The organism is Arthrobacter sp. ZBG10 (assembly GCF_001238605.1).
Taxonomy (GTDB): domain Bacteria; phylum Actinomycetota; class Actinomycetes; order Actinomycetales; family Micrococcaceae; genus Arthrobacter.
Genome location: NZ_LFQH01000039.1, coordinates 40759 through 64862, shown reverse-complemented (window position 1 = coordinate 64862; position 24104 = coordinate 40759). Strand labels below are relative to the sequence as shown.

The following is a 24104-nucleotide window of genomic DNA, read 5'->3' as shown; positions in this document are numbered from 1 at the left end:
CGTGCTGCGGGGGCTAGTAGGTGCGGATGAGTTTCCGGATCAGGACCACCAGGGCGGCGCCTGCGGCGGCCAGGGCTGCCAGCGGCTTCCACCGGTTGGGCAAGTCAGTCGATTCGGAGAAACCGGCCAGCTTCCGGCCGGCCACGTCCGCCCCGTGCGCCGCTGCGGCCTGTCCCTCGCGGGCCTTGTCCTGCGCCACACCCAACAGGTACCGGGACTGGGTCCGGACGTCCAGCTGGGTGCCGAGGTCGTCGCGGACCTCGGCCAGGTGGTGGCGGCGCTGGCCCAGGCGGCGGGCCAGTTCGGGTTCGGAGGCGTGTGGGAATTCCTTCCGGTGCTCCGCCTCCTTGGCTTCCTTTTCGGCCTTGGCCTTTGCCGCGGCCTCTTCCTTGGCGGCCTTCGCTGCCTTGGCTTCGGGGCTGTTGGGGTCCAGGATTGCCGGGTTGAAGGCGGAACCTTCCTTGGCGACGCCGAGGTCATGGCGGATGCCGCGGATGGTTTCCTCCGGCACCAGCGGCATTGCCTGCTTGAGTTTCCTGAGTCCGATCAGGCCGCCGATCAGGGCAATCAGCAGGAACACACCGGCCACGGCCAGCGCGGCAAGCCACGCCGGCATGATGGTGGCCAGCCCCATGATCGCTGCCACGATCAGGGCAACCACCAGCATCAGCACGAACACCAGGGCCACGCCGAAGAACGCAGCGGCGACGCCCAGCTGGATCCCCTTGCGTTTGAGCTCCACCTTGGCGAATGCGATTTCGTCGTTCAGCTGGCGGGGCGCCAGCCGGGAAAGGAGCTTCAGCGTCCCCGGCAGCGCGGTGAAGCGCAATCCCGGGCTGGTCCGCCCGCTGTGACGTCCACTCATCGGTTCCGCCTTACTAAAAATCTGGGGGTCAATATTGCTTCCCTGCGCTGCGGGATGGTGCACGTGCACCTTCCCCGCCACCAAAACTATCATTCAGGTTCAGGGCGAACTTCGGGGCTTGCCGGAGCGGCGCGGACTACAACGCTGAAAAAAGGTACGCCGGCGGGCCTAGGATTGTTGTCCGTGACCACTTCCGCCAATCCGGGCGACCTGCTGAGCCGGCGCCGGAAACTCCTGTACATCCTTCTCCTCGGCGCCCTGACGGCCTTGGGCCCGTTCACCATCGACCTGTACCTGCCTGCGTTCCCGGCGCTGGAGGCGAGCCTTGGAGTCACAGAAGCCCAGGTGCAACTGACCCTGGCGGGCACCACGGTGGGCTTTGCCCTGGGGCAGCTGGTGGTGGGACCCATCAGTGACAGGTTTGGCCGCCGGGCGCCGCTGATCCTGGCCACTGCCCTTCACATCATGGCGTCCCTCGGCGCAGCGCTGTCAACGGACATCACCACGCTGGGTATCTTCCGCGTCCTGATGGGCATCGGTGCCGCCGGCGGCGGCGTGGTGGCCATGGCAATGGTGCGGGACCTGTTCTCGGGGTACGCCATGGTGCGGATGTTCTCCCGGATGGCGCTGGTCAACGGCCTTGCCCCGATCCTGGCACCCGTCATCGGCTCGCAGCTGCTGCTGGTGATGCCGTGGCCGGGAATCTTTGTGTTCCTCGCCTCCTACGGCACCTTGGTGATCATCGCGGCCCTGTTCCTGGTCCGCGAGACGCTTCCACCCGAAAAGCGGGGCCAAAGCGGCCTGACCATGCGGCAGCGGTACCGGGTGCTGTTCAGCGACCGGATCTTTGTGGGCCTGCTCATCGTTGCAGGGATGAACTTCGGTGGCCTGTTCACGTACCTTTCTGCCTCGCCGTTCCTGTTCCAGGACGTGTTTGGATTTTCCCCGCAGGAGTACGGACTCCTGTTTGGCATCAACTCACTGGGGATTGTGGCAGGTGTGCAGACCAGCTCCCGGCTGATCCGCCGGGTGCCCCCGCAGTGGATCCTGGCCTGCGCCACCGCCTGGATGTTTGTGATGGCTGTGCTGATTGTGGTGTTCGACCAGCTGGGCTTCGGGCTCTGGGGCGTCCTGGTGCCGCTGTGGTTCTACATCCTGGGTACTGGCTTTATGTTCCCATGCGTCCAGGTCCTGGCGCTGGCCAACCACGCAGCCCAGGCCGGCACGGCGGCGTCCCTGCTGGGTGCCGCGACGTTTATGGCCGCCGGGCTGATTTCACCTGTGGTGGGCTGGCTGGGGATCGAGAGCGCCACCCCGATGGGTGCGGTGCAGGCCGCCTGCATCCTGCTTTCCATCGCGTCCCTGTGGCTGGTGGTCCGGCCCCGCACCGTTCCGGCCATCCAGTGACACCCGCACGCCCGGCACAGCCCGGGAGCCCGGCATGACCCGCGGCCGTCCGCACCGCAACGGCAGGGGCCTTTTCCTCGGCGCGGTGCTGGGCGCCGTCGCCGGCTATTTTGCCGGCCGGATGCTGGGCAGCCCGGCCGTTGGCATCGTGCTGGGCGCGCTGGTGGGCTCCGCAGTGCTCTACCGGGTTAATCCCGGACCCCGCAAGCGGCGCTGACGCACCGGAAACCACAACGGCCGCCGATAATCGGCTGATCCGCGATAAAATGGGCCCGTGCCCAAACGGCAGGACCAGCCGCCACTACCGGCCACATGGCAACGGTGCGATAACCAGATACTGCCACTGTGGTGGGACCGGCTGTGCGCCCAGACAGGCCGGCAGTCCGCTGCCCTGTACGCTGCAGGCCTGTTCAACGGGGACCGGCGGCGGCCCATCGCCCAGTGGTTCAATCCGGCCTTCAACGCCGCGCTGCTGGTAGCCCCGGAAACGTCCCCTGAATGGCCCGTGCAGCGCTTCGGGATCTTCTACGCGCCCGCCGATGCCGGCTTCGTCCGCGTCCATTCAGCGCCCCACGAATGGAACCCACGCCAGCCGCGCACCTCCCCCACCGAACAGGAAGCCTTCCTGGCCGCGGTTGTTGAAGCTGAGCGCTTCCTCCAGGTTGAAATGGACTTTGCCTAGGGAACAAAAAATCCCCGTCCTGCCAGCGGCGGGACGGGGATTTTCCGGTTTGCTCCTCCTGCTGGACTTGAACCAGCAACCCTTCGATTAACAGTCGAATGCTCTGCCAATTGAGCTAAGGAGGAATGAAGCAGGTATGACATTAGCAAAGGATCACAGGCAATGGAAATCGGCGGAATCCCGCGGAATTCCGGCACCCCGGGAAAACGAAAATCCCCGTCCCGGGAACCCGGAACGGGGATTGTGCGCTCCTCCTGCTGGACTTGAACCAGCAACCCTTCGATTAACAGTCGAATGCTCTGCCAATTGAGCTAAGGAGGAATGAAGCAGGTAATAGCCTAGCAAACTCCGGGCCGGGAAACGAAATCGGCGCCGCGGCCGGCCGCTGCGTGCCTGGAACTCAGGTCTCCGCGCGCAGCGCCCTGCGTTCCATTTCCAGCATCATCAGTTCCCGGTTGAGCCGCTGGTAGGCCTCCGGGTCCGCGGCAGGGTCCAGCCGCTGCAACTGCCCCATCTTGTCCGCCTTGACCCGGGTGATCTGCAGCTCGAACAGGCGCGAAAGGATGTCCCGGCAGTATTTCTGCACCGCTTCCTCCGTGCTGGCCGGCAACGGCACCACCGCAAGTTCGGACACCAGCGGGCGCAACGGCTCCGGCACCTCGTGCATCACATGCTCCACCCACCGCACAGGCTCGGCGGTCAGGCCGTGCCCCGTGGCGCGCATGGCGTCATGCACGGCCTGGAACGCGGGGGTGGCGAAGCGGGCGGCCGTAAAACGGTCCCACACCTCCCCCGCCAGCACGGCCGGCTCCTGAAGGGCCACTTCGAGCGCCTGGCGCTCCATGGACGCCACAGGGTCCCGCGGGTCAGGCCGGTGGTAGGACGGGACAGCGCCCGACGCCGGACCGGCAGCAACACCGGGCCCGCCGGCTTCCGCGGGCCTTGCGGCAGCCTGGCCGCCCTGTTGAGCCGCCACAGGCCCTGCCCCGCCCTGCATGCCCGCCGGGGCGCGTTTTATGGCAACCGCCACGGCCCGGTTGACCTCTTCGACGGACATGCCCAGCCAGCCTGCCAGTTCACGGGCGTAGCCGGGCCTGATGCCGCCGTCGCGGATCTGGCCCACCACCGGTGCCGCTTCGCGCAGCGCGGCGACGCGGCCTTCCACGGTGTCCAGGTTGTGGCGCTTCAGGGAGGCGCGGATGGCGAATTCGAACAGCGGCCGGCGGCTGCTGATCAGGTCCCTGACGGCCGCGTCGCCGCGGGTCTGGCGCAGGTCGCACGGATCCGCCCCGGTGGGTTCCACCGCCACATAGGTCTGCGCGGTGAACCGCTGGTCCTCCTCGAAGGCGCGCAGGGCAGCTTTCTGCCCGGCGGCGTCGCCGTCGAAGCAGAAGACCACTTCGCCTCCGGTGCCGTCGTCCGAAAGCAGCCGGCGGGAAACCTTGATGTGCTCGGTGCCGAACGCGGTGCCGCAGGTGGCCACCGCCGTCGTGATTCCTGCGAGGTGGCAGGCCATCACGTCCGTGTAGCCTTCCACCACCACCAACTGCCGGTCCTTGGCGATGCTGCGTTTGGCGAGGTCGATGCCGTAAAGGACCTGGGACTTCTTGTACAGCGTGGTTTCGGGGGTGTTGAGGTACTTGGGGCCTTGGTCGTCCTCGTAGAGTTTGCGCGCGCCGAAGCCGATGGTGTCCCCGGCGATGTCCTTGATGGGCCAGACCAGCCGGCCCCGGAAGCGGTCGTAGATGCCCCGGTTGCCTTCCGAAAACATGCCGGTCAGCTTCAGTTCGGCGTCCGTGAAACCGCGGCCGCGGAGGTGTTTCAGCAGCGCGTCCCAGCCCTGGGGTGCGTAACCCACGCCAAAGTGCTCGGCGGCGGCCCGATCGAAGCCGCGCCCAAACAGGAAGTTCCGGCCCTCGGCGGCGCCGGGCGTCAGGAGCTGGGCGCGGAAGAATTCGTCGGCGATTTTGTGGGCGTCCAGGAGCCGCTGCCGGCGGCCCACTTCCTCCCGGCTGGGCCCGCTGCCGCCGTCCTCGTACCGCAGTTCGTAGCCGATCCTGGCGGCCAGCTTCTCCACCGCCTCATGGAAGGAGCTGTGGTCCTGTTTCTGGACGAAGGCGATGACGTCGCCGTCCTCGCCGCAGCCGAAGCAGTGGTAGCGGCCCACCTGCGGACGGACCGTAAACGACGGGGACCTTTCGTCGTGGAAGGGACACAGTCCCTTGAACGTTCCCAGCCCGGCGCCCTTGAGGGTGACGTAGCCGTCCACCACTTCCTTGATGTCCGTGCGTTCGCGTACTTCGTCAATGTCTTCGCGTTTGATCAGGCCGGCCACAATGCCATCCTAGTCCGGGCCACTGACAGTGCCGGGCCGGGGGTAACCGGGCTCACCACAGCGACGGCAGGCTCCCCACCAGGCGCTCGTACATGGCCAGGGCCGAGCCGTCCGTCAGGGACGCCACCTGGTCGATGACCACGCGGAGCCGGGCGCCGTCGTCGGCCGCGTCGCGCCAGTCCGCGGCGAACATGGGCTCCAGGTGCCTGTCGCCGGTGGCGCTGAGGGCGGTGACCAGGGCGTGCAGCACCTCGCGCTGGCGTTCGTAGATGGGCTGCCGGTGGTCGGTGGTCATCACGAAGGTGGTGGCCAGGCCCTTCATCACGGCGATTTCCATCACTGTTTCGTCCGGGACCATCAACTCGGCGTTGTACCGGGTGAGATTTTCGGGGCCGTAAACCGCACGGGTGGCTTCCAAAGCGCTCTGGCAGAACCGGCCGATCAGCTGGCTGGTCATGTTTTTCAGGGCCGCCATGGCTTTCCGGCTGCCGTCGGCCTCCCGGACCCACACGTCGGTGGCTTCGAGCCGGGCCAGGGCCGCGTCGATGGCGGCCGGATCGTTGTGCGGCAGGTACCACTGCTTGGCATAGCCCACCACCCGGGCCCGGTGGTCCGGGTTTTTCATCCAGCCCAGCTGGAAGTGCCCGGCCACAATCGCGTCCTCCACGTCGTGGACGGAGTAGGAGATGTCGTCGGCCAGGTCCATGACCTGGGCTTCGAGGCAGGACCGGCGTTCCGGGGCGCCTTGCCGCAGCCAGGTGAAGATGGGCAGGTCGTCCTCGTAGGCGCCGAACTTGCTGGTCCGCTGGCCGTGGATCACCGGGGCTTCCAGGGCCGACCAGGGGTACTTTGAGGCGGCGTCAAGGCTGGCCCGGGTGAGGTTCAGCCCGGCAGGCTGGCCGTCCACCGTCAGCACTTTCGGTTCAAGGCGGGTCAGCAGCCGGAGGGTCTGGGCGTTGCCTTCAAACCCGCCGATCGCATGCGCAACCTCGTTGAGCGCCGATTCGCCGTTATGGCCGAAGGGCGGATGGCCCAGGTCGTGGCTGAGGCAGGCGGTGTCCACCACGTCCGGGTCGCAGCCCAGGGTGCGGCCCAGTTCCCGGCCCACCTGCGCCACTTCGAGGCTGTGCGTCAGCCGGGTCCGGACGAAGTCGTCCGTGTCCGGTGCCACCACCTGGGTTTTGGCGCCCAGCCGCCGCAGGGCGGAGGAGTGCAGCACCCGGGCCCGGTCGCGTTCAAAGTCGGACCGGTAGGTGGTTTTGGGGGGTTCCTCCACCCAGCGCGCGGAGTCGTCCGCGTTGTAGCCGGGAAGGACCGGCGCAGCAGTGCGGGTTTCAGCCACCGGAAACGTCCAGTTCTGCGGCGGAGATGTCGCGGGACTGGTCGGCGTTCAGGGCCCGGGATTCCAGCCAGTCTTTAGGCAGGGCAGGTTTTTTGGGTGAGCCGGCCCGGCCGCGGGGGCCTTCGGCGTCGCCGCCCGGGTACGGGGACGCCGCGTCGAGCTCGGCCAGGGCCGCGCGCAGTTCCTCGAGGCTGTTCACCAGCGCCATCCGGGTGCGGAGCTCGCCGCCCACCACGTACCCCTTGAAGTACCAGGCGATGTGCTTGCGGATCTCGCGGAGGGCCTTGCCCTCGTCGCCGAAGGTCTCCACCATCAGTTCGGCATGCCGGTACACGCCCTGCGCCACCTGGCCCAGGTTGGGCGTGTGCCGGATGTCCTTGCCTTCGAAGGCGGCCTGCAGGTCGCCGAAGAGCCACGGCCGGCCCTGGCAGCCGCGGCCAATGACCACGCCGTCGACGCCGGTCTCGCGGACCATCCGGACGGCATCCTCAGCGGACCAGATGTCGCCGTTGCCCAGCACGGGAATGTCCGGCAGGGCCTCACGGAGGCGGGCGATGGCGGACCAGTCAGCCTGGCCGGAGTAGAACTGGGCGGCAGTGCGGCCGTGGAGGGCGACGGCGGCCACCCCGGAATCACGGGCGATCCGGCCGGCCTCGAGGTACGTCAGGTGGTCATCGTCGATGCCTTTGCGCATCTTGATGGTCAGCGGGACGTTGCCTTTGCCCGCTTCCCGGACGGCGGTCTGCACGATCGAGGTGAACAGGTCCGTTTTCCAGGGCAGGGCCGAGCCGCCGCCGCGGCGGGTGACCTTGGGCACCGGGCAGCCGAAGTTCAGGTCGATGTGGTCTGCGCGGTCCTCTTCCACCAGCATCCTGACGGCTGCGCCCACGGTGACGGGGTCCACGCCGTACAGCTGGACCGAGCGGACCTTTTCATCGTCGTCGTGGGAGATGATGCGCAGCGATTCGGGGGTCCGCTCCACCAGGGCGCGGGAGGTCACCATTTCGGCCACGTACATGCCGCCGCCGTACTCGCGGCAGAGGCGGCGGAACGCGGAATTGGTAATGCCGGCCATGGGCGCCAGGATCACCGGCGTGTCCACGGTGAGGGGTCCCAGCTTCAGGGGCGGGAGTTCCAGCTTGGGAGCGGGCGGGGTTGCTACAACAGTCACCTGTCCATTGTTGCAAAGCCGGGCAAATCGTGCCGGAAGGGTCAGGGCGGCCAGCGGCCCCGGGGCCTGCCTCAGCCCCGGTCTGCCCGCCGGCCCCGCCGGGTGGCCGCCGCTTCGTCCCCCGCTGCCGTTGCGGCTGCGGCGAGGCTCCCGGTATCCAGCCGCCGGCTGTCCCTGGCTGCGCCGCCGTCGGCAGTTCCGCCGTCCGTTCCGCCGCCGTCGGCCGTTCCATTGGCCGCTGTTGCGCCTGCCGAAACGCCGGCTTTTGCGCCGGAACCGCCGGCGTGGCGGATGCTGGTGGCCTTGACCACCAGGACGGCGATCAGGGTGGTCACGGGGATGGCCAGGACCAGGCCGATGGATCCGACGAGGGTCCTGATAACTTCCTCGGACAGTTCGGCGCTGGTGAGGGTCTCGCCCAGGGGCCGGTCGTACAGCATCACGATGATGAGGATGGGCAGGGCGGCGCCGGCATAGGCGAAGGCGATGGTGTAGACCGTGGAGGCGATGTGGTCCCGGCCAATCCGCATCGCGGAGGTGAAGAGCTTCCGGGCGCTGCTCTCCGGGGCCAGCTCGTAGAGCTCCCACACGGCCGAGGACTGCGTGATGGTCACGTCGTTGAGGACGCCGAGCCCGGAGATGATGAGGCCGCACAGGATCACCCCGGAGATGGAGATGTTGGCCGAGGTGTTGATAAGGGTACTGGCGTCGTGATTACCAACACCGGCAAGGTTGGCGGCGTCGGTGGCCCAGGCAGCCAGCAGTGCCGTAATGCCCAGCCCGAACATGGTGCCCAACAGCGCCGTGGACGTCCGGGCCGAGAAACCATGGGCAAAGTACAGGACCCCGATCATGATCACCGTGGATCCCACCAGCGCCAGGAGCAGCGGCGGTTTGCCCTCCACCAGGCCGGGCAGCATAAAGCCGGCCAGCACAAAGTAGGCGCCCACCAGCCCCACCAGAGCACGCAGGCCACGCCAGCGGGCCACGGCGATCACCACTGCCGCGTACAGCAGGGCCAGCAGCACAATGGGAAGGGTCCTGACGAAGTCCACAAAGATGTAGGCGGGTGATGTCTGCGTGGCGGAGGCGCCCTGGGCGTTGGACAGGTTCAGGTACCTGATCTGGTCGCCGGGTTTCACGCCGTGCGAGGCTGCAACGTCCGGGTTGATGACCACCTTGACCGGGTTGCCGCCCTTGTCCGGCTCGGTCGAGGCGAAGGTGCAGTCGGAGCCTTGATTGGCCCCCTGGGCTGCGTCCGGGCCCGCCTGCTGCCCGGCCGCCCCGGGCGCCGCCGTAGAACCCTGCATACAGCTTTCGACGCTCACACTCTGGATGGTGCCGGTATCAAACGTCACACCGGGTGCCGCAGCGTACGGATTGGCCAGCGAGATGCCCTCCTTGCTGCCGGAGGGCCAGAGCATCGCCATCCCCGCGAGCGTCAGCAGGGTGAGGGGAATCAGGATGGCCGCGAGGATGCGGTTGGCTTTGCGCCGTGCGGCCATCGCTTCCGGGGTTGGCTCCGAATGACCTTGTGAAGCGTGGGAGTGGCCGGCTCCCATCAGCAGAAAAACCTCATGCGTTGAACTCTACTTCCGGCACCTTAGGGTTGATAAATGGATGACCGGGACTGGGAGGTACCAAGCGTGGCCAACCGAAGTACTGACAGCAGTGGGCAGCAGGCCGCCCAGGGAACACCGGGCCACAGCCACCAGGCGGTCCTCACCGTCCTGCCGGCATCCGGTGCCACCAAGGGCGTGGTGCTGGTGCTGCACGGCGGCAAGTCCCGCAGCCGCGAGCCCGTGGAGGCACGCCATCTGAGCCCGGCCCGGATGATTCCCTTTGCCCGCCAGCTGCACCGTGCGGGCGGGCGCAGCGGCCTGGCCGTCTGGTCCCTGCGGAACAGCGTCCGGGGCTGGAACGGACCCGACATGTCACCCCTGCGTGATGCCCGCTGGGCGCTGGCGCAGATCACCGAAAGACATCCCGGCGTGCCCATCTACCTGCTGGGCCACTCGATGGGCGGCCTGACCGCCGTCTGCGCCGCCGACCACCCCCAGGTCGAGGCAGTGGTGGCCCTTGCGCCGTGGCTAAGCCCGGAAACGCCTGCCACAGGGGTGGCTGGCCGGAAAGTGCTGATTGTGCACGGCACCGTGGACCACTGGACCAGCGCCGCCCAGTCGCTGGCTTTCGCCCGCCGGGCCTCCAGATCCGCAGCCAGCATGCAGTACGTGACCCTGAACGGGGCCGGGCACTTTATGCTCCGCAAGCTCCGGCTCTGGCAGGGACTGGCCACCGGCTTTGTCCTGAGCGCCTTCAACGAGTCCACGCGTGCTGGCGCCCCGGTCCCCCGCTCGTATGCCCAACTGCTGCCGGAATCAGCAGTCCAGGTCACCTTGTGAGGATGCCGTGGCGCCCGGCGCCGAGTGACCGCTTCTACCGCCTGGTGGTGCGGACCGGGCTGGCGCTGCGGGCCGCGTTCAGGGTCCGCATCATCACCACGGGCCAGGAGAACCTGCCGGCACCTGCCCCGCGGCTGGGTGCGTCCCGGCCGGTCCGGCCCGGGACCGGCGCGGTGTTTGCCGTGACGCATTTCGGCTACCTGGACTTCGCGGTGGCTGAGCTGCTGCTGTGGAAGCACGCCCGGGCGCAGCTCCGGTTCCTCATCCACCAGGGCGCCGCCGACCACTGGTTCGCCGGACCGGCCATCAGCGCGTCCGGGCACGTGGTGGTGGGATACACGGAGCGTAAGGACGCCTACGACGCCGCCGTGGCCAAACTCCGCGCCGGCGAATACCTGGCGGTTTTCCCGGAGGCCGGCGTGAGCCGCAGTTTCACCGTCCGGGAGTGCAGGACGGGTGTGGTCCGGATGGCGGCGGAGGCCGGGGTTCCCGTGATCCCGGTGTCCGTGTGGGGTGCGCACCGGCTACTCACCCGCGGGCACGGTTTTTCGGCCCGGCGTACCTGGCGGGCTCCGGTCCGGGTCCAGGTGGGCGAACCCGTACGGTATGCGCCGGGGGTGGACGCCGAGGCGGCGACTGCTGCGCTCCGGGAGGAGCTGCAGGCCGGCATCGACCGCTGCACTGACGACTTTCCGTTGCCGGCCCGCCCTGGTGCGTGGTGGCAGCCCGCCCATCTTGGCGGCGGAGCACCGTCCGACGCCGAGCGGGCCCTGCTGGACGCCGAGGACGCAGCCAGGGGCCGCCGTCGTGGTCCCCGCTGACGGTCCACGCTGAGGTGCCCTGCTGACGTGCCCTGCTGATACGCAAGGGGCCGCGGAAATTTCTTTCCGCGGCCCCTTGGCTTCGACCGGTTGGCCGGGGCAGCAGGGCAGATCAGTCCGAGACCACCAGGGTTTCCGGTCCGGCCAGCCGGGCTTTTCCGCCCGCCAGGAGCGGCTCGACGGCGGCCCGCAGGGCGGTCATCGAATCGTCCAGTTCCAGCATCACGGGGTGCTGGTAGGCGATCAGCGACAGCATGTCCCGGACCGCTTCGGCAGCATCCGCGGCCTCCAGCGCCGGGTCGTGGCCAACAAAAACGTCGGTTGCCGCGCCGGTGTCGCCGAGCGGCCGGCCGTCCGGGTCCTGGGTGGGTGCCGCGTAACTGACGGCGAAGGCCCGGATTTTGCCCTTCCGGGTGGGTGCCACGCCCGGCCCGAAGGCCGAGCCCGGCTCAGCGCGCAGCACAATGGCGCCGTGCGCACCGGTGAGGTCGTCCAGGAACAGCTTCTGCACCTGGCCCACTGACAACTCGCCCGGGGAGTCCCAGCTGTGGATGGCCGTGTAGTAGCGTCCCACCACGTCGGTGAGCTCCACCGAGCCCGTGGCCAGGTCCATCACCACGTCCGAACCCGCGTTTTCGCCGGCCGCGCCGTTGTCGGATTCAGGGAACACCGGAAGCCGCAGCGCGCCGGGTTCCACCACCACCAGGCGGGACCGCTGGATGGAGGCCAGCCCGAAGGCTGCCGCGAATTCGGCACCGGGGGTGCCGGGCTCCACTTTGGCGCGCAGCTTTGAAACGCCCGACGGCGACTGCTCCGCTTCGCGGCGGAGCATGGTCAGGAGCGTGGCGCCGATGCCGGAGCGGCGATGGTCGCGCGCCACCTCGACGTACGTCCACAGCCGTTCCGGGTGCAGGGACGCTTCATAGACCACGCCGGCGGCCACGGGGATCCCGACGCCGTCCAGCACGTCCTCGGCGACGATGCAGCGCCGCCACGGGGTGCCGTTGGTCCCGGCCGAGGACTCGGCCAGGGCGCCACGGAACTGCCGGGCCTGGTGGGTCTCGGGCCCGCCCCAGAGTTCCAGGAGCGCCAGGTCGTCGCCTTCGCGCCAGCTGCGGTATTCGATGGCCATGCTCAGGCGCCGATCAGGCGGGCGGCCAGGTAGCCTTCCACCTTGTCCAGGGACACACGTTCCTGGCTCATGGTGTCCCGCTCGCGGATGGTCACGGCCTGGTCCTCGAGGGTGTCGAAGTCCACGGTGATGCAGAACGGGGTGCCGATCTCGTCCTGGCGGCGGTAGCGGCGGCCGATTGCGCCGGCGTCGTCGAAATCGATGTTCCAGTTCTTCCGCAGCTGCGCACCCAGGGCCTTGGCCTTCGGGGACAGATCCTCGTTGCGGCTCAGCGGCAGCACGGCGGCCTTGACCGGCGCCAGGCGCGGGTCGAGCTTCAGCACGGTGCGCACGTCCACGCCGCCCTTGGCGTTGGGGGCCTCGTCCTCCGTGTAGGCATCCACCAGGAACGCCATGAAGGACCGGGTCAGGCCGGCGGCCGGCTCGATCACAAACGGCGTGTAACGCTCATTGGTGGCCTGGTTGAAGTAGCTCAGGTCCGTGCCGGAGGCCTTGGCATGGGTGGACAGGTCGAAGTCGGTGCGGTTGGCGATGCCTTCAAGCTCGCCCCACTCCGAGCCCTGGAACCCGAACCGGTATTCAATGTCGGTGGTGCCCTTGGAGTAGTGGCTGAGCTTTTCCAGCGGGTGCTCGAAGAAGCGCAGGTTCTCTTCCTTGATGCCCAGGCCGGTGTACCAGGACATCCGCTCCGTCATCCAGTAGCGGTGCCATTCCTCGTCAGTGCCGGGCTCAACAAAGAACTCCATTTCCATCTGCTCGAACTCGCGGGTGCGGAAGATGAAGTTGCCGGGCGTGATCTCGTTGCGGAAGGACTTGCCGATCTGGCCGATGCCGAACGGCGGCTTCTTCCGGGCGGTGGTGAGCACGTTGTTGAAGTTCACAAAGATGCCCTGCGCGGTTTCGGGGCGCAGGTAGTGCATGCCCTCTTCGCTGGCGACGGGCCCCAGGAAGGTTTTGAGCAGGCCGGAGAATTCCTGCGGGGCGGTCCATTCCCCGCGGGTGCCGCAGTTTGCGCACGCAATGTCCTTGAGGCCGTTTTCCGCCGGCCGGCCCTTCTTCTCCTCGTACTCTTCCTCGAGGTGGTCTGCGCGGTAGCGCTTGTGGCAGGAAAGGCACTCCACCAGCGGATCGGAGAAGACGTCCACGTGGCCTGAGGCTTCCCAGACCTGGCGGGGCAGGATGACGGAGGAATCGAGTCCCACCACATCCTCGCGGCCGCGGACCATCGACTGCCACCACTGGCGCTTGATGTTTTCCTTCAGTTCGGCGCCGAGGGGCCCGTAGTCCCAGGCAGAACGCGAACCTCCGTAGATCTCACCGGCCTGGAACACGAAGCCCCTCCGTTTGGAGAGGGAAATGACCTGGTCAAGAACGGACTTTGCTGCCATGGGGAACTCCAGTTTCTACAGGGCCGCTGGGTGCGGTCCGCGGTTTTTTCGGTGCCGGCACTCCGGTGGTGGGGCACCACGGGTTTCCGGCGGATTGGATGAAGGAAAATGTTGCAGAAAGCTGCGTGTCCCAGCCTACCGGCCCTGCCTGCGGAGCGCGCCCCGCGGCCAGGGCAGGGTGGCCAGGATGATGGCCCCCAGGGTGAGGACAGTTCCCAGGACGGTGGCCGGAGCCACAACGGAGCCCGGTGCGGGCAGCGCCACGTCCAGGGCCAGGGACCCCAGCAGCTGGCCGGCGATCATGCCCAGGCCGGTGACCAGCACACCCAGGCTGCGCACCAGGAGCGCGCCCACACCGATGAAAACGCAGCCCATGGGTCCGCCCACGTAGTACCACCACTCGGCCGGCAGCGGGTTCCCGGCCCCGGCCACTGCCACCTTGATGCCGTACACGGTCCACAGCACGGCGCAGCCGGCCACGAAGTTCACCAGGGTGGCGGCGATGGGTGTTCCGTAGTGGACGGTGGCGGTGCCGTTCATGGCCTGCTGGAAGCTCATCAGGAACCCGGCAAGCAGCGGCAGCAGCAGCGGCAGGACCAGCCCGCCGGCGTCGGCCGCTCCCGGGCCGCCGGCGAACCTCGGCGAAACCGCCCAGGCCACGGCGGCGATGGTCAGCACGCAGCCCACCACGCGGATGCCGGTGATGGATTTGCGGCCTGCGGGGCCGATGCCCAGCCGGTCCACCAGCAGCCCGCTGAGGGTCTGGCCTGTCACCGTGGCCACCGTGAACAGCGCCACGCCCAGGATGCCCACCGTGAAGGACTGGGCGAAGACAAAGATGGCCCCGATCCCGCCGGCCATAACGTAGACGCGCGGGAAGGCGCGGGTGCGGACGGCCGGCAGGATCCGGGCCAGCCCGGCCCGGCCCCGGGGCAGCAGCACCGAGATGAGGAGCATCACCAGCAGGCCTGTGCTGAAGCTCACCACGGACGCGGCGACGCCGTCATCCAGGCGGGTGGCCAGCGCCCCGTTGATGCGGCCCTGGGCGGGGATGGCGAGGCCGGCCAGCACCGCAAGCGGGAGGCCCGCCAGGAGCGGCAGGCGGGAGGGTGAGGTCATTGGATCCACCTTACGTCAGGCATTATTGCTGTATGAGCAACCCCGTAGAGGACATCCCCATCCGCGACAGCATGATCCGCCTGGGCCAGCTGCTGAAGCTTGCCAACCTGGTGGAAGACGGTGTTGAGGCCGCCGAAGTGGTGAAGAACGGGCTGGTCAAGGTGAACGGCGAGATCGATGACCGCCGCGGCCGCCAGCTCCACAACGGCGACACGGTCACCGTGAACGGGCAGACCGTCCGGGTCAGCGCCCCCGCAGCGGACTGACCGGAAGCGGCCGGCTGACGGCGGGAAGCGGCGGGCTGACCGAGGGCGACACGCCCCGTTGAGGTGCTCCGTGACGTATCCGGCCGCCGTCGTCACTCCTGCTTGTTGAGCACCTCATGCGTGAGGAACTCGCCCACGTGCCCGATTTCCTGCTGATTGATGCCGTGCCACATGCCCGTGTACAGCACCTTGGTGAGCTTGACGTGTTTGCGGACCCAGCCCATGGTGAAGTCGATCTTGTCCGCGGTGATCACCGGGTCCTGCTGGTCCCGGCCCCAGAAGAACGGCACGGTGCCCTGCAGGTCGGCGTCGTGGAATGAGGGGTCTGCACCGGCGTCGACGGCAAAACCGGACAGCCCGACGACGGCCGCGTAGTCCTCCGGCCGCTGCCGCAGGAGCGTGGTTGCCATGGCCATGCCCATGGAAAAGCCCAGCAGTGTCACTGACGGGTGGTGTGGCCGGATCCCGTCGATCCACTCCTGCACATAGGCGGACGCCTCGGTGACGCGCTCCAGCGTGTACTCGATGGACGCCGTCAGCGGGAACCAGGTGTAGCCCTGGCCCATGGCGAGGGGTGCACGGACCGAGGCGATGGCGAATCCTGCCGGCAGCATGTCGGCCAGGCCCATCAGGTCCTGTTCGTTGGCGCCGTAGCCGTGGAGCAGCACCAGCAACGGCTTGCCCGCACGCTGGTCCTCGGGGTGGGACCACTGGACAACGGGGGCAGGAAATACAGAAGCATCAGTCATGGTTTCCATTCTTACAGTTACCCGAAAGTAACAACCTACGTTGGCGTAGCCAGCGCAGCAGAAGGCAGGATAGGAACGTGAGTGACACAAACGCCAGCCAGACCCCGCACCCCCGGACCGAATCGCACCCCTGGACCCGGTATGTAGCCCTGGGCGATTCCTTTACGGAGGGCATCGGCGATCCCGAGCCCTCGTCCCCCGGCGGGTTCCGCGGCTGGGCGGACCGGGTGGCGGAGGAACTTGGCCGCACGCAGAAGGACTTCGCCTACGCAAACCTCGCCGTCCGCGGCCGGCTCCTGCAGCAGATCGTGGACCAGCAGCTGGCACCGGCCCTGGCCCTCCGCCCGGACCTGGTGACCCTGTCCGCGGGCGGCAACGACCTCCTGCGGCGCGGCGGCGATCCGGATGCGCTGGCCGGGAAACTTGATTCCGTGGTGCAGATCCTGGCCATGAACGGTGCCACGGTGGTGTTGTTCAACGGCCCGGATACGGGTTCGTCGGTGCTGGGCCGGATCCGGTCCAAGGTGGCCATCTACAACGAGAACCTCCGCACCATAGCCGCCCGGCATGACGCCGTTATTGCGGATATGTGGTCCCTGCGGCAGCTCCGCGATCCGCAGATGTGGGACCAGGACCGGCTGCACTTCTCGCCGGTGGGCCACCACACCATCGCCGCGATGGTGCTGGACTCACTCAACGTCGAGCACACCCTCGAACCCCTGCACCCGAAACCGCTGCCGCCCAGCACATGGCGGGAAGCCCGGAGCGGGGACCTGGTGTGGGCCCGCGAATATTTCGTCCCGTGGGTCCTGCGCCGGCTGCGCCACCAGTCCTCCGGCGATGGCATCACCGCAAAACGCCCGACGCCGGGTCCCGCCTTTGGCCCGGGCGTCCCGTTGGGGTCCGGCGAAGGTCCGCTGGGGACCACGGCAGCCACAGCGGAGTAGCCTGCCCTTCCCGTCGGTTCTGGTTGAGGTGCGCGGATTCCTTCCGGCGCACCCTCATCCGGTGCGCCCCGGCTAAGCTGGGAGGACACACACGAGAGGCGCGGCACCGTGAGCAACCTGTTTTTCTGGATCATCATCCTGTCCTTTGTCATCCCCATGGGCATGCGGATGTACCGGAAGTCAGTGGCCCGCCGGAACCAGGACCAGAGCTTCTCCGGCCGCTATCCCAACCAGTTCCCCGGCGGCCCCGGACCGCAGAACAACCAGCCCCGCGACGGCTACACCCAGCAGGACTACTACGGCGGCGGTTTCCGCCAGATCGACGCGCCGCAGCCCATCGACCGGCCGCAGCCGCTGCCTGACCCGTTCGGCCGGCCGCAGGCCCCGCACCAGGGCGGGTACCCGGGCCAGCCCGGTTACCCCGCACAACCCGGCCAAGGCGGGTACCCGGGTCAGCCCGGCCAGCCCGCTCCGGAACAGCCGCAGGCGCCCGCCACTCCCCCGCCGCCGTCGGCCCCGCAGGGCTTCCGGGCCCGCAAACTCACCGAACTGGACCAGCAGTACAGCAACGGTGAGCTCTCCATGGAGGAGTACATGACCCGCCGCGGCGAGATCATGAAGGGCTGACCAACCGGGAGGGGTAGCCGGCTAGACGAGGAACGATGCCCGCAGCTGCGCCCCCAGCTGGCCGATCTCGGTCAGGAAGCCGTCGTGCCCGATCGGCGCCTGGATCAGGTGGACGTCCACCTCGCCCGGCAGCGCCGCCGCCAGCTCGTAGGACTGCGCCGGGAAGTACAGCCGGTCCGAGTCGACCGCTGCGACAAAAAACCGGACTCCCGGCACGTCCAGCGCCTGCGCCAGCGTGCCCCGGTTGCGGGTGACGTCATGGCTCATGAGTGCCTCGGTGAGCGCGATGTAGCTGTTGGCGTCGAACCGCTGGACCAGTTTGTTGCCTTGGTGGTCCAGGTAGCTTTCCACCTGGTAGCGGCCCCGGGCGGCCAGCGAATCCGCGCGGACCGGTGTTTCGGCGGCCTGCGCCTGCCGGCCGAACCGGCCTTCGAGTTCCGCGGCGGACCGGTAGGTGATGTGGGCGATGCGCCGGGCCAGGGCCAGACCGTCCCCGGGGAACGGGCCGCCGTAGTAGTCGCCGCCCTGGAAGTTGGCATCCTGGCGGATGGCCAGCGTCTGCGCCTGCGCAAACGCGATCTGCTCTGCGGTGCTCGCCGCACCGACGGCGATGACGGCGCACCGCTGCACCCGCTCCGGGTAGGTCACCGCCCATTCCAAGGCACGCGCACCGCCCATGGAGCCGCCCAGGACGGCGAACCAGCTGCGGATGCCCAGCTGGTCTGCGAGCCTGGCTTCGGCCACGGTGCTGTCCCGCAGGGTCACCAGCGGAAACCGGGAACCCCACGGGCTGCCGTCCGGTGCGGCTGAGGACGGTCCCGTGGACCCGTAACAGCCGCCCACAATGTTGATGGACACCACAAAAAAGCGGTCCGTGTCCACGGGTGCGCCCGGGCCGGCCAGCTGTTCCCACCAGCCGGGCTCGTCGCTGTCGCCGCGGGCAACGTGGGTGCTGCCGGTCAGGGCATGCTCGATCAGGATGGCGTTGCTGCCGTCGGCATTCAGGGTGCCCCACGTTTCGTAGGCCAGGGTGACGTCCGGCAGGTATCCGCCGGCTTCAAGTTCCAGGGCCCCTACGGAGGCGAAGCGGACAATCCCGTGTTCGGGAACGGTGGTACGGGCGACGGTAACCGTCATGGCAAGACCTCTTCTACGCGCTTGCCTGCCGTCGAATGACCGGCAGGCCAGGTCTTCACCCGGGGCACCCCACCGCGGAAGGAGGGTTGCCGGCCAGCAAGCCGGGGCTGTCACTGGCACTCATGACCTTGTTCGAGTGTACGAAGAACACCCCACCCCGGGCCAAGAGTGTGACTGGTTGTGACTTGCCCCGGCCCAAAGGCAGCCGGTCCGTTAGGGTCCGGTCAGGAACCTGCTGCCGCCTTGGCCGCGCGGAAACCTGCTTCCAGGTCGGCCAGGATGTCATCGATGTGTTCCAGTCCCACGGACAACCGGACCAGGCCCGGCGTGACCCCGGCAACGGCCTGCTGCTCAGGGGACAGCTGGCTGTGGGTGGTGGACGCGGGGTGGATCACCAGCGACCGGACATCGCCGATGTTGGCCACATGGGAGTGCAGTTCCAGCGCATCGACAAAACGCTGGCCGGCCGCGGCCCCGCCGGCGAGGTTGAAGGCCACGATCGCCCCGGTGCCCCGCGGCCCGTACTTTTGGCCGCGCTCAAACCAGGGGCTGGAGGGCAGGCCGGCGTAGGCAACGGATTCGACGTCGTCCCGCGCCTCGAGCCAACGGGCCACCTCAATGGCGTTGGAGACATGCCGCTCCACCCGCAGGCTCAGGGTTTCCAGGCCCTGGGCGATCAGGAACGCGTTGAACGGTGACACGGCGGAGCCCAGGTCACGCAGCAGCTGCACGCGGGCCTTCAGGATGTAGGACAGGTTGGCACCCAGGGCGCCGTCGGCACCCAGGTCGCGGCCGTAGACCAGGCCGTTGTAGGTGGGGTCCGGGGTGTTGAAGCCGGGGAACTTCTCCGGTTCCCTGGTGAAGTCGAACTTGCCCGAGTCCACGATCACGCCGGCGATGGCGGCGCCGTGTCCGCCCAGGTACTTCGTGGCCGAGTGCAGGACGATGTCCGCGCCCCACTCCAGCGGCCGGATCAGGTACGGAGTGGACAGGGTGTTGTCCACGATCAGCGGCACTCCCGCCTGGTGCGCCACCCCGGAAATGCCCTCGATGTCCAAAACGTCCTGGCGCGGGTTGGATACCACCTCGCCGAAGAACAGCTTGGTGTTGGGCTGCACGGCGTCGCGCCACTGGTCCAGGTTGTCCGGGTCCGCCACAAACGTCACGGTGATGCCGAACTTCTTCAGGGTGTGGGCGAAGAGGTTGTAGGTCCCGCCGTAAAGGCTGGGGCTGGCCACGATGTGGTCGCCGGCCTCGGCGATGTTCAGGACCGCGAACGTCTCGGCGGCCTGCCCGGAGCTGAGCAGGAGGGCCGCGAGGCCGCCTTCCAGGCTGGCGATCCGCTGCTCCACGGCGTCCTGGGTGGGGTTGCCGATGCGGGTGTAGATGGGCGAGAGTTCGGCCAGGGCGAACCTGTTGGCCGCGCTTTCGGCGCTGGGGAACACAAACGAGGTGGTCTGGTAGATGGGCAGGGCCCGGGCGCCGGTGGCGCTGTCCGGTTCCTGGCCTGCATGGATCTGGCGGGTTTCAAACGACCATCCGTTGGACATCTTTGGCTCCACTTCACAGGGGCCCGGCATGCAGGAAGCAGCACGGGCCGCGCTTGCCATCCGGCCGGTGCCGGACAGCCAGGTCCTCACCCGGGGCACCCCACCGCGGGTGGAGGGTTGCCGGCCAGCGAGCCGGGGCTTGATGCTGGCACTCATGACCTGTGCCCAGTGTAGGAACTGTCCGGGAGCGCGGTACAGGATTGTGACGAACATGGTCCCACGGCCCCGTTGCCGGGCCACAACAGGAACTCCGCCCAGTGGAAAAATCATGTAAGGCAAGCCTTAGCTGAGAGGCGGATCACAAAGTGCCAAGATGTTGGCATGCGCATGGATCACGTCTCTTACGCCTGTGAACAGGATGGCCTGGCGGCCACCACCGAACGAATCGCTTCCGCCCTGGGTGTGGAAGCCGTCAAGGGCGGGGTGCATCCCCGTTTCGGAACCCGGAACATGATCATTCCCCTCGCGGGCCACAAGTACCTTGAGGTGGTGGAGGTGCTGGCGCACCCCGCCTCGGACAAGGCGCCTTTCGGGCAGGCTGTCCGCGCCCGCTCCGAAGCCGGTGGCGGCTGGATGGGCTGGTGCGTCGAAGTGGACGACCTTGCGCCTTTCGAGGAGCGGCTGGGCCGGTCTTCCGTCAACGGCAACCGCAAGTTCCCTGACGGCCGCGAACTGGTCTGGAAGCAGATCGGCATCCTGGGCCTCATCGCGGATCCCCAGGTGCCCTACATGCTGAAGTGGGAGGGCGACCCCTCCCTGCACCCGTCCAACGCCTACGAAGGCAACGTCAAGATGAGCTGCCTGACCATCGCCGGTTCCGCCGAGCGGGTCACCGAATGGCTGGGTGAACCGGTGGAGAAGCCGCTCGAGGATGTTGCAGTGGATTGGGTTGCCCCGCACGGCACACCCGGAATCCTCTCGGTCACCTTCGAAACCGCCAACGGCGCAGTCACCATCTGATCCTCCGCCGCACCGGATCCGGCCTGCGCCGGGTCCGGTGCTTCCGGGCGTCCGCGCCCACCCACCCTTCGACCGCCATCAGCAGCTGACAACGGCGTCACCTGCTGATGGCGGCCGAATCATTGAGCGGCAAAAGCATCAACCGGACGACGGCGGCCGCCCGCCACCGCGGGCAGGCATGAGGCCCGGGACGGTCAGCCCAGCCCCACCGCCTTGCCAAACAGGCTGAAGCCGACAAACGCCACGATGTCGAGCAGCGCGTGCGCGATGACCAACGGCATCACGCGTTTGGTCCGGGTGTAGAGCCACGCGAAGACAACGCCCATCACCACGTTCCCGATGAAGGGCCCGAAGCCCTGGTAAAGGTGGTAGCTGCCACGCAGCAGCGCACTGGCCGCGATGGACACCGGCAGGCTCCAGCCGAACTTGCCGAAGCGGTTCATCAGGTACCCCACCACAATGACCTCTTCCACAATGCCGTGCCGGACGGCGGAGAGGATCAGCACCGGAACGGTCCACCAGTAGGCATCCAGGGCGCTGGGGATGATGGCGGTGGTGATGCCCAGCGCCCGCCCGGCGGCGTAGAGGCCCAGTGATGGGATGCCGATCAGGGCGGCCAGGCCGAGGCCCTGGAGCAGGTCGCGGCCGGGCCTGTCGAAGGTGAAGCCAAGCTGCCGGAAAGCGGAGCCCGTGTGGCGGGAGGCGTTGGCGCCGCCGATGACCGGCGGGTTGCCGGGTCCGGCAGGTGCCGCCTGGCGCTGGTCGGTCAGGAAGTAGATCACCAGGAGGACCGGCACCAGGGCAAAGGCGATGTCCAGCAGCTGGTAGGTCAGGTCGAAGTATTCCCGGGTACTTTGCGAGCGGTTCAGGGTTGAGGTGCCCTCCACCAGCGGCGCGCGGGACAGCTTGTCCAGCAGCTGCACCACGGAATAGACGGCGGATTGTCCCAGGGACAACCCCAGGACAATCCAGACTTCGAGCCGCAGCCTGCGGCGGGAGGGAACCAGCATGTACCCATTTTGCCTGCTGTTGCTGGATCCGGGCTGACCGCCCCGGCCGGCACTGGATCCCGGTGGTCCCCGTGGGCCGGCGGCCCTTTATCCGGGAGCGACGATCACTTCGGTGCCGTTGGCTTCAAACGCGGCCTTGTCCCGCGGCGAGATCCCGGCGTCCGTGATCAGGCGGGTGAAGTTGTAGCCGTCCATCGTGGCAAAGGCCCGCACGCCCACCTTCGACGAGTCGGCCAGGACATACGAAATCCGGGCCCGGCTGGCAAGCAGCGCGTTGACGGAGGCCTCCCCTTCGCCCGTGTTGGTGGGACCCACCTCCGGGTCGATGCCGTTGACGCCGATGAAGGCGATGTCCAGCACCACCTTCTGCATGATGATGTCCGTATACGGGCCCACCAGCTCATAGGAGCGCGGGTTGAGGATGCCCCCGGTCACCATGACCTTGATGTTGGGCCGCACGGCGAGCTGGCCGGCGATGTTGATGGCGTTCGTGACCACCGTCAGTGTGTGCTGGTTCGCGGGAGCATTGAGGTCTTCCCGCGTGGCCAGGATCTGCGCCAGGGCAGTGCTGGTGGTCCCGCCGCACAGGCCGATCACCGCACCGGGGCGGACCAGCGCAGATGCGGCCTGGGCGATCTGTTCCTTGGCCTGGCCGTGGTCGTCACGGTTGTACCGGCCGGGAAGGTCGTAGGCCAGGGCGCCGGTGGTGGCGCCGCCCCGCGTCCGGGTCAGCAGCCGGCGCTTCGCCAGGCTGTCCAGGTCGCGGCGGGCCGTGGCCGGGGAAACCGCAAGGGTGGTAACGATCTCGTCCACTTCCACCTGGCCGGTCCGGGCCAACAGGTCAAGGATGGCCGTCAGGCGGTCGGTACGGGTCATGCGGAAGGCCTCCAAAGTGCTTGAGCCATCGCACATGATGACGTTTTATGATCATAACAGACCCTAAACGATCATAAAACGTCAATTTCGCGGCAGTATTAGCGCTCGCGGCGTCCGGCCCGCCACACAGCGTACGTCAACGGCATCCCCGGTCGGTAGGCGAGGTGCGTGGCGGACGGCGCGTTGAGGACGTGCAGGTCCGCCCGGTGCCCCACGGCGAGGGATCCCACGGCGCGCTGGCCGTCGGCGTCGCTGCCGGTGTCCCGGTGCAGTGCGAGGGCCCCGCCGTAGGTGGCGGCGCGGACGGCTTCGTGGACGCTGAGGCCCATCTGCAGCACCGCCGTGGTGACGCAGAAGGCCATGGAGCTGGTGTAGGACGTGCCGGGGTTGGCGTTTGAGGCGAGCGCCACCTGGACGCCGGCGTCCAGGAGTCCGCGGGCGGGCGCCAGCGGCTGGCGGGTGGAGAGGTCGCAGGCGGGCAGGCAGGTGGCCACCGTTCCCCGCTGTCCCGTGCCGCTTCCAGGATCCCAGCCGGCCCAGGTTCCGGCCAGGGCCTCGATGTCGGCGCAGGCCAGGTAATTGACGTGGTCCACGCTGGCGGCGCCCATCTCGACGGCGAGCCGCACCCCGGGCCCCTCCCCCAGCTGGTTTCCGTGGACCCGCAGGCCCAGCCCGGCATCGCGGCACGCAAGCAGCACCCGGCGTGACTGCTCCGCCGTGAAGGCACCTTCCTCACAAAACACGTCCGCCCATTGCACATAGGGCAGGACGGCGGCCAGCATCGGCCCGCAGACCAGGTCCGTGTAGGCCTCCGGATCCTGGCCGGCCGGCACCAGGTGCGCGCCGAGGTAGGTCACCTGGTCCGCCACGGTGGAGGCGATCCGAGCGCTGCGGGCTTCGTGGTCGATGTCCAGCCCGTAGCCGGTCTTCGTCTCCAGGTAGGTGGTGCCCTGGGCGACGGCCTCGGCCACCCTGCCCATTGCCAGCCGCGTCAGGTCGTAGTCGCCGGTGGCCCGGGTGGCGGCCATGGTCACGGCGATGCCGCCGGCGGCATACGCTTCCCCCGCCATCCTGGCTTCGAACTCGGCTGTCCGGTCGCCGGCGAAAAGAAGATGGGTGTGGGAGTCCACCCAGCCGGGCAGCACGGCCCGGCCACCGGCGTCCACCGCCTGGTCCGCTGCAGGGGCGTGCGCGGCGGGGCCCAGCCAGGCGATCCGCTCCCCCTCGAGCACCAGGGCGGCGTCCTTGAGGACGCGGTGGTCCAGGTCCTGGGTCATCAGCTCGGCGATGTTGGTGATCAGGGTGCTCATGGAATCAT

General features: G+C 68.1%; 23 protein-coding genes, 2 tRNA genes and 2 riboswitches. Of the genes, 9 read left to right on the top strand and 16 right to left on the bottom strand.

What is annotated here, in order from left to right:
• Window positions 1–13: 13 nt before the first annotated feature.
• Window positions 14–865, bottom strand: a complete 852-nt coding sequence (locus tag ACU18_RS10265; RefSeq protein WP_050685452.1) for a phage holin family protein — start codon at window positions 863–865, stop codon at window positions 14–16.
• Between the two features lie 183 nt (window positions 866–1048).
• Between ACU18_RS10265 and ACU18_RS10260 the strand changes: the two genes are divergently transcribed.
• From ACU18_RS10260 to ACU18_RS10250, 3 genes are read left to right on the top strand one after another with little or no spacing between them, the layout of a single operon-like run.
• Window positions 1049–2272 carry a multidrug effflux MFS transporter gene (locus ACU18_RS10260; protein WP_432245861.1) on the top strand — a complete coding sequence of 408 codons (1224 nt, stop codon included), beginning with the start codon at window positions 1049–1051 and terminating at the stop codon, window positions 2270–2272.
• A 34-nt stretch (window positions 2273–2306) separates the two neighbouring features.
• Window positions 2307–2489: a hypothetical protein gene (locus ACU18_RS10255; protein WP_050685450.1), complete on the top strand. Its 183-nt coding sequence runs from the start codon at window positions 2307–2309 to the stop codon at window positions 2487–2489.
• A 57-nt stretch (window positions 2490–2546) separates the two neighbouring features.
• Window positions 2547–2954: a hypothetical protein gene (locus ACU18_RS10250; protein ID WP_050685449.1), complete on the top strand. Its 408-nt coding sequence runs from the start codon at window positions 2547–2549 to the stop codon at window positions 2952–2954.
• A gap of 52 nt (window positions 2955–3006) precedes the next feature.
• On the opposite strand, the gene ACU18_RS10245 is transcribed toward ACU18_RS10250, so the two are convergent.
• The 6 genes from ACU18_RS10245 to ACU18_RS10220 all read right to left on the bottom strand — a co-directional run bounded on the left by ACU18_RS10245 (window position 3007) and on the right by ACU18_RS10220 (window position 9307).
• Window positions 3007–3079: transfer RNA gene (locus ACU18_RS10245), tRNA-Asn, on the bottom strand.
• 123 nt (window positions 3080–3202) lie between these two features.
• A tRNA-Asn gene (locus ACU18_RS10240) sits at window positions 3203–3275 on the bottom strand.
• 79 nt (window positions 3276–3354) lie between these two features.
• Window positions 3355–5289, bottom strand: coding sequence for a DNA primase (gene dnaG, locus ACU18_RS10235; RefSeq protein ID WP_050685448.1), 1935 nt, complete (start codon window positions 5287–5289; stop codon window positions 3355–3357).
• Window positions 5290–5341: 52 nt separating this feature from the next.
• Window positions 5342–6631, bottom strand: a complete 1290-nt coding sequence (locus tag ACU18_RS10230; RefSeq protein ID WP_050685447.1) for a deoxyguanosinetriphosphate triphosphohydrolase — start codon at window positions 6629–6631, stop codon at window positions 5342–5344.
• Window positions 6624–7802, bottom strand: a complete 1179-nt coding sequence (gene dusB / locus ACU18_RS10225; protein ID WP_050685446.1) for a tRNA dihydrouridine synthase DusB — start codon at window positions 7800–7802, stop codon at window positions 6624–6626. The genes ACU18_RS10230 and dusB overlap by 8 nt, the downstream gene beginning before the upstream one ends.
• A 71-nt stretch (window positions 7803–7873) precedes the next feature.
• Entirely contained in the window at window positions 7874–9307 is a 1434-nt protein-coding gene (locus tag ACU18_RS10220; RefSeq protein WP_050685445.1) for a YibE/F family protein, read from the bottom strand.
• 111 nt (window positions 9308–9418) lie between these two features.
• Here ACU18_RS10220 and ACU18_RS10215 point away from each other — a divergent pair, with 111 nt between their 5' ends.
• Entirely contained in the window at window positions 9419–10204 is a 786-nt protein-coding gene (locus tag ACU18_RS10215) for an alpha/beta hydrolase (protein ID WP_082178276.1), read from the top strand.
• 2 nt (window positions 10205–10206) lie between these two features.
• The gene (locus tag ACU18_RS10210; protein ID WP_050685443.1) at window positions 10207–11025 is read left to right on the top strand and encodes a lysophospholipid acyltransferase family protein; all 819 of its coding nucleotides are present in this window, start codon (window positions 10207–10209) and stop codon (window positions 11023–11025) included.
• A 112-nt stretch (window positions 11026–11137) separates the two neighbouring features.
• Here ACU18_RS10210 and ACU18_RS10205 read toward each other — a convergent pair whose 3' ends face one another.
• The 3 genes from ACU18_RS10205 to ACU18_RS10195 all read right to left on the bottom strand — a co-directional run bounded on the left by ACU18_RS10205 (window position 11138) and on the right by ACU18_RS10195 (window position 14664).
• Entirely contained in the window at window positions 11138–12157 is a 1020-nt protein-coding gene (locus ACU18_RS10205; protein ID WP_050685442.1) for a GNAT family N-acetyltransferase, read from the bottom strand.
• Between the two features lie 2 nt (window positions 12158–12159).
• Entirely contained in the window at window positions 12160–13545 is a 1386-nt protein-coding gene (locus ACU18_RS10200; RefSeq protein ID WP_050685441.1) for a glycine--tRNA ligase, read from the bottom strand.
• A 135-nt stretch (window positions 13546–13680) separates the two neighbouring features.
• The gene (locus ACU18_RS10195; RefSeq protein ID WP_050685440.1) at window positions 13681–14664 is read right to left on the bottom strand and encodes a DMT family transporter; all 984 of its coding nucleotides are present in this window, start codon (window positions 14662–14664) and stop codon (window positions 13681–13683) included.
• 32 nt (window positions 14665–14696) lie between these two features.
• On the opposite strand from ACU18_RS10195, the gene ACU18_RS10190 reads away from it, so the two are divergent.
• The gene (locus ACU18_RS10190; protein WP_050685439.1) at window positions 14697–14930 is read left to right on the top strand and encodes an RNA-binding S4 domain-containing protein; all 234 of its coding nucleotides are present in this window, start codon (window positions 14697–14699) and stop codon (window positions 14928–14930) included.
• Between the two features lie 92 nt (window positions 14931–15022).
• On the opposite strand, the gene ACU18_RS10185 is transcribed toward ACU18_RS10190, so the two are convergent.
• The gene (locus tag ACU18_RS10185; RefSeq protein ID WP_050685438.1) at window positions 15023–15679 is read right to left on the bottom strand and encodes an alpha/beta hydrolase; all 657 of its coding nucleotides are present in this window, start codon (window positions 15677–15679) and stop codon (window positions 15023–15025) included.
• Window positions 15680–15756: 77 nt separating this feature from the next.
• Here ACU18_RS10185 and ACU18_RS10180 point away from each other — a divergent pair, with 77 nt between their 5' ends.
• On the top strand, window positions 15757–16626 hold the full coding sequence (locus ACU18_RS10180; RefSeq protein ID WP_050685437.1) for an SGNH/GDSL hydrolase family protein: 870 nt from the start codon (window positions 15757–15759) through the stop codon (window positions 16624–16626).
• 108 nt (window positions 16627–16734) lie between these two features.
• Complete coding sequence (locus ACU18_RS10175; protein ID WP_050685436.1) at window positions 16735–17253, top strand: hypothetical protein; 519 nt, start codon at window positions 16735–16737, stop codon at window positions 17251–17253.
• Window positions 17254–17274: 21 nt separating this feature from the next.
• On the opposite strand, the gene metX is transcribed toward ACU18_RS10175, so the two are convergent.
• Window positions 17275–18390 carry a homoserine O-acetyltransferase MetX gene (gene metX / locus ACU18_RS10170; RefSeq protein WP_050685435.1) on the bottom strand — a complete coding sequence of 372 codons (1116 nt, stop codon included), beginning with the start codon at window positions 18388–18390 and terminating at the stop codon, window positions 17275–17277.
• 12 nt (window positions 18391–18402) lie between these two features.
• Window positions 18403–18518: riboswitch (SAM riboswitch) on the bottom strand.
• Between the two features lie 96 nt (window positions 18519–18614).
• Window positions 18615–19940, bottom strand: a complete 1326-nt coding sequence (locus ACU18_RS10165; RefSeq protein ID WP_050685468.1) for a bifunctional o-acetylhomoserine/o-acetylserine sulfhydrylase — start codon at window positions 19938–19940, stop codon at window positions 18615–18617.
• Between the two features lie 44 nt (window positions 19941–19984).
• Window positions 19985–20100: riboswitch (SAM riboswitch) on the bottom strand.
• A 161-nt stretch (window positions 20101–20261) separates the two neighbouring features.
• Between ACU18_RS10165 and ACU18_RS10160 the strand changes: the two genes are divergently transcribed.
• Window positions 20262–20900, top strand: coding sequence for a VOC family protein (locus ACU18_RS10160; protein WP_050685434.1), 639 nt, complete (start codon window positions 20262–20264; stop codon window positions 20898–20900).
• 194 nt (window positions 20901–21094) lie between these two features.
• Here the strand turns inward: ACU18_RS10160 and ACU18_RS10155 are convergent, their stop codons facing one another.
• The 3 genes from ACU18_RS10155 to ACU18_RS10145 all read right to left on the bottom strand — a co-directional run bounded on the left by ACU18_RS10155 (window position 21095) and on the right by ACU18_RS10145 (window position 24096).
• Window positions 21095–21910 (bottom strand): CPBP family intramembrane glutamic endopeptidase, encoded by an 816-nt coding sequence (locus tag ACU18_RS10155; protein WP_050685433.1) that lies wholly within the window; start codon window positions 21908–21910, stop codon window positions 21095–21097.
• A gap of 87 nt (window positions 21911–21997) precedes the next feature.
• Window positions 21998–22786, bottom strand: a complete 789-nt coding sequence (locus tag ACU18_RS10150) for a DeoR/GlpR family DNA-binding transcription regulator (protein WP_050685432.1) — start codon at window positions 22784–22786, stop codon at window positions 21998–22000.
• Between the two features lie 98 nt (window positions 22787–22884).
• Window positions 22885–24096, bottom strand: coding sequence for an amidohydrolase family protein (locus ACU18_RS10145; RefSeq protein ID WP_050685431.1), 1212 nt, complete (start codon window positions 24094–24096; stop codon window positions 22885–22887).
• Window positions 24097–24104: the final 8 nt, after the last annotated feature.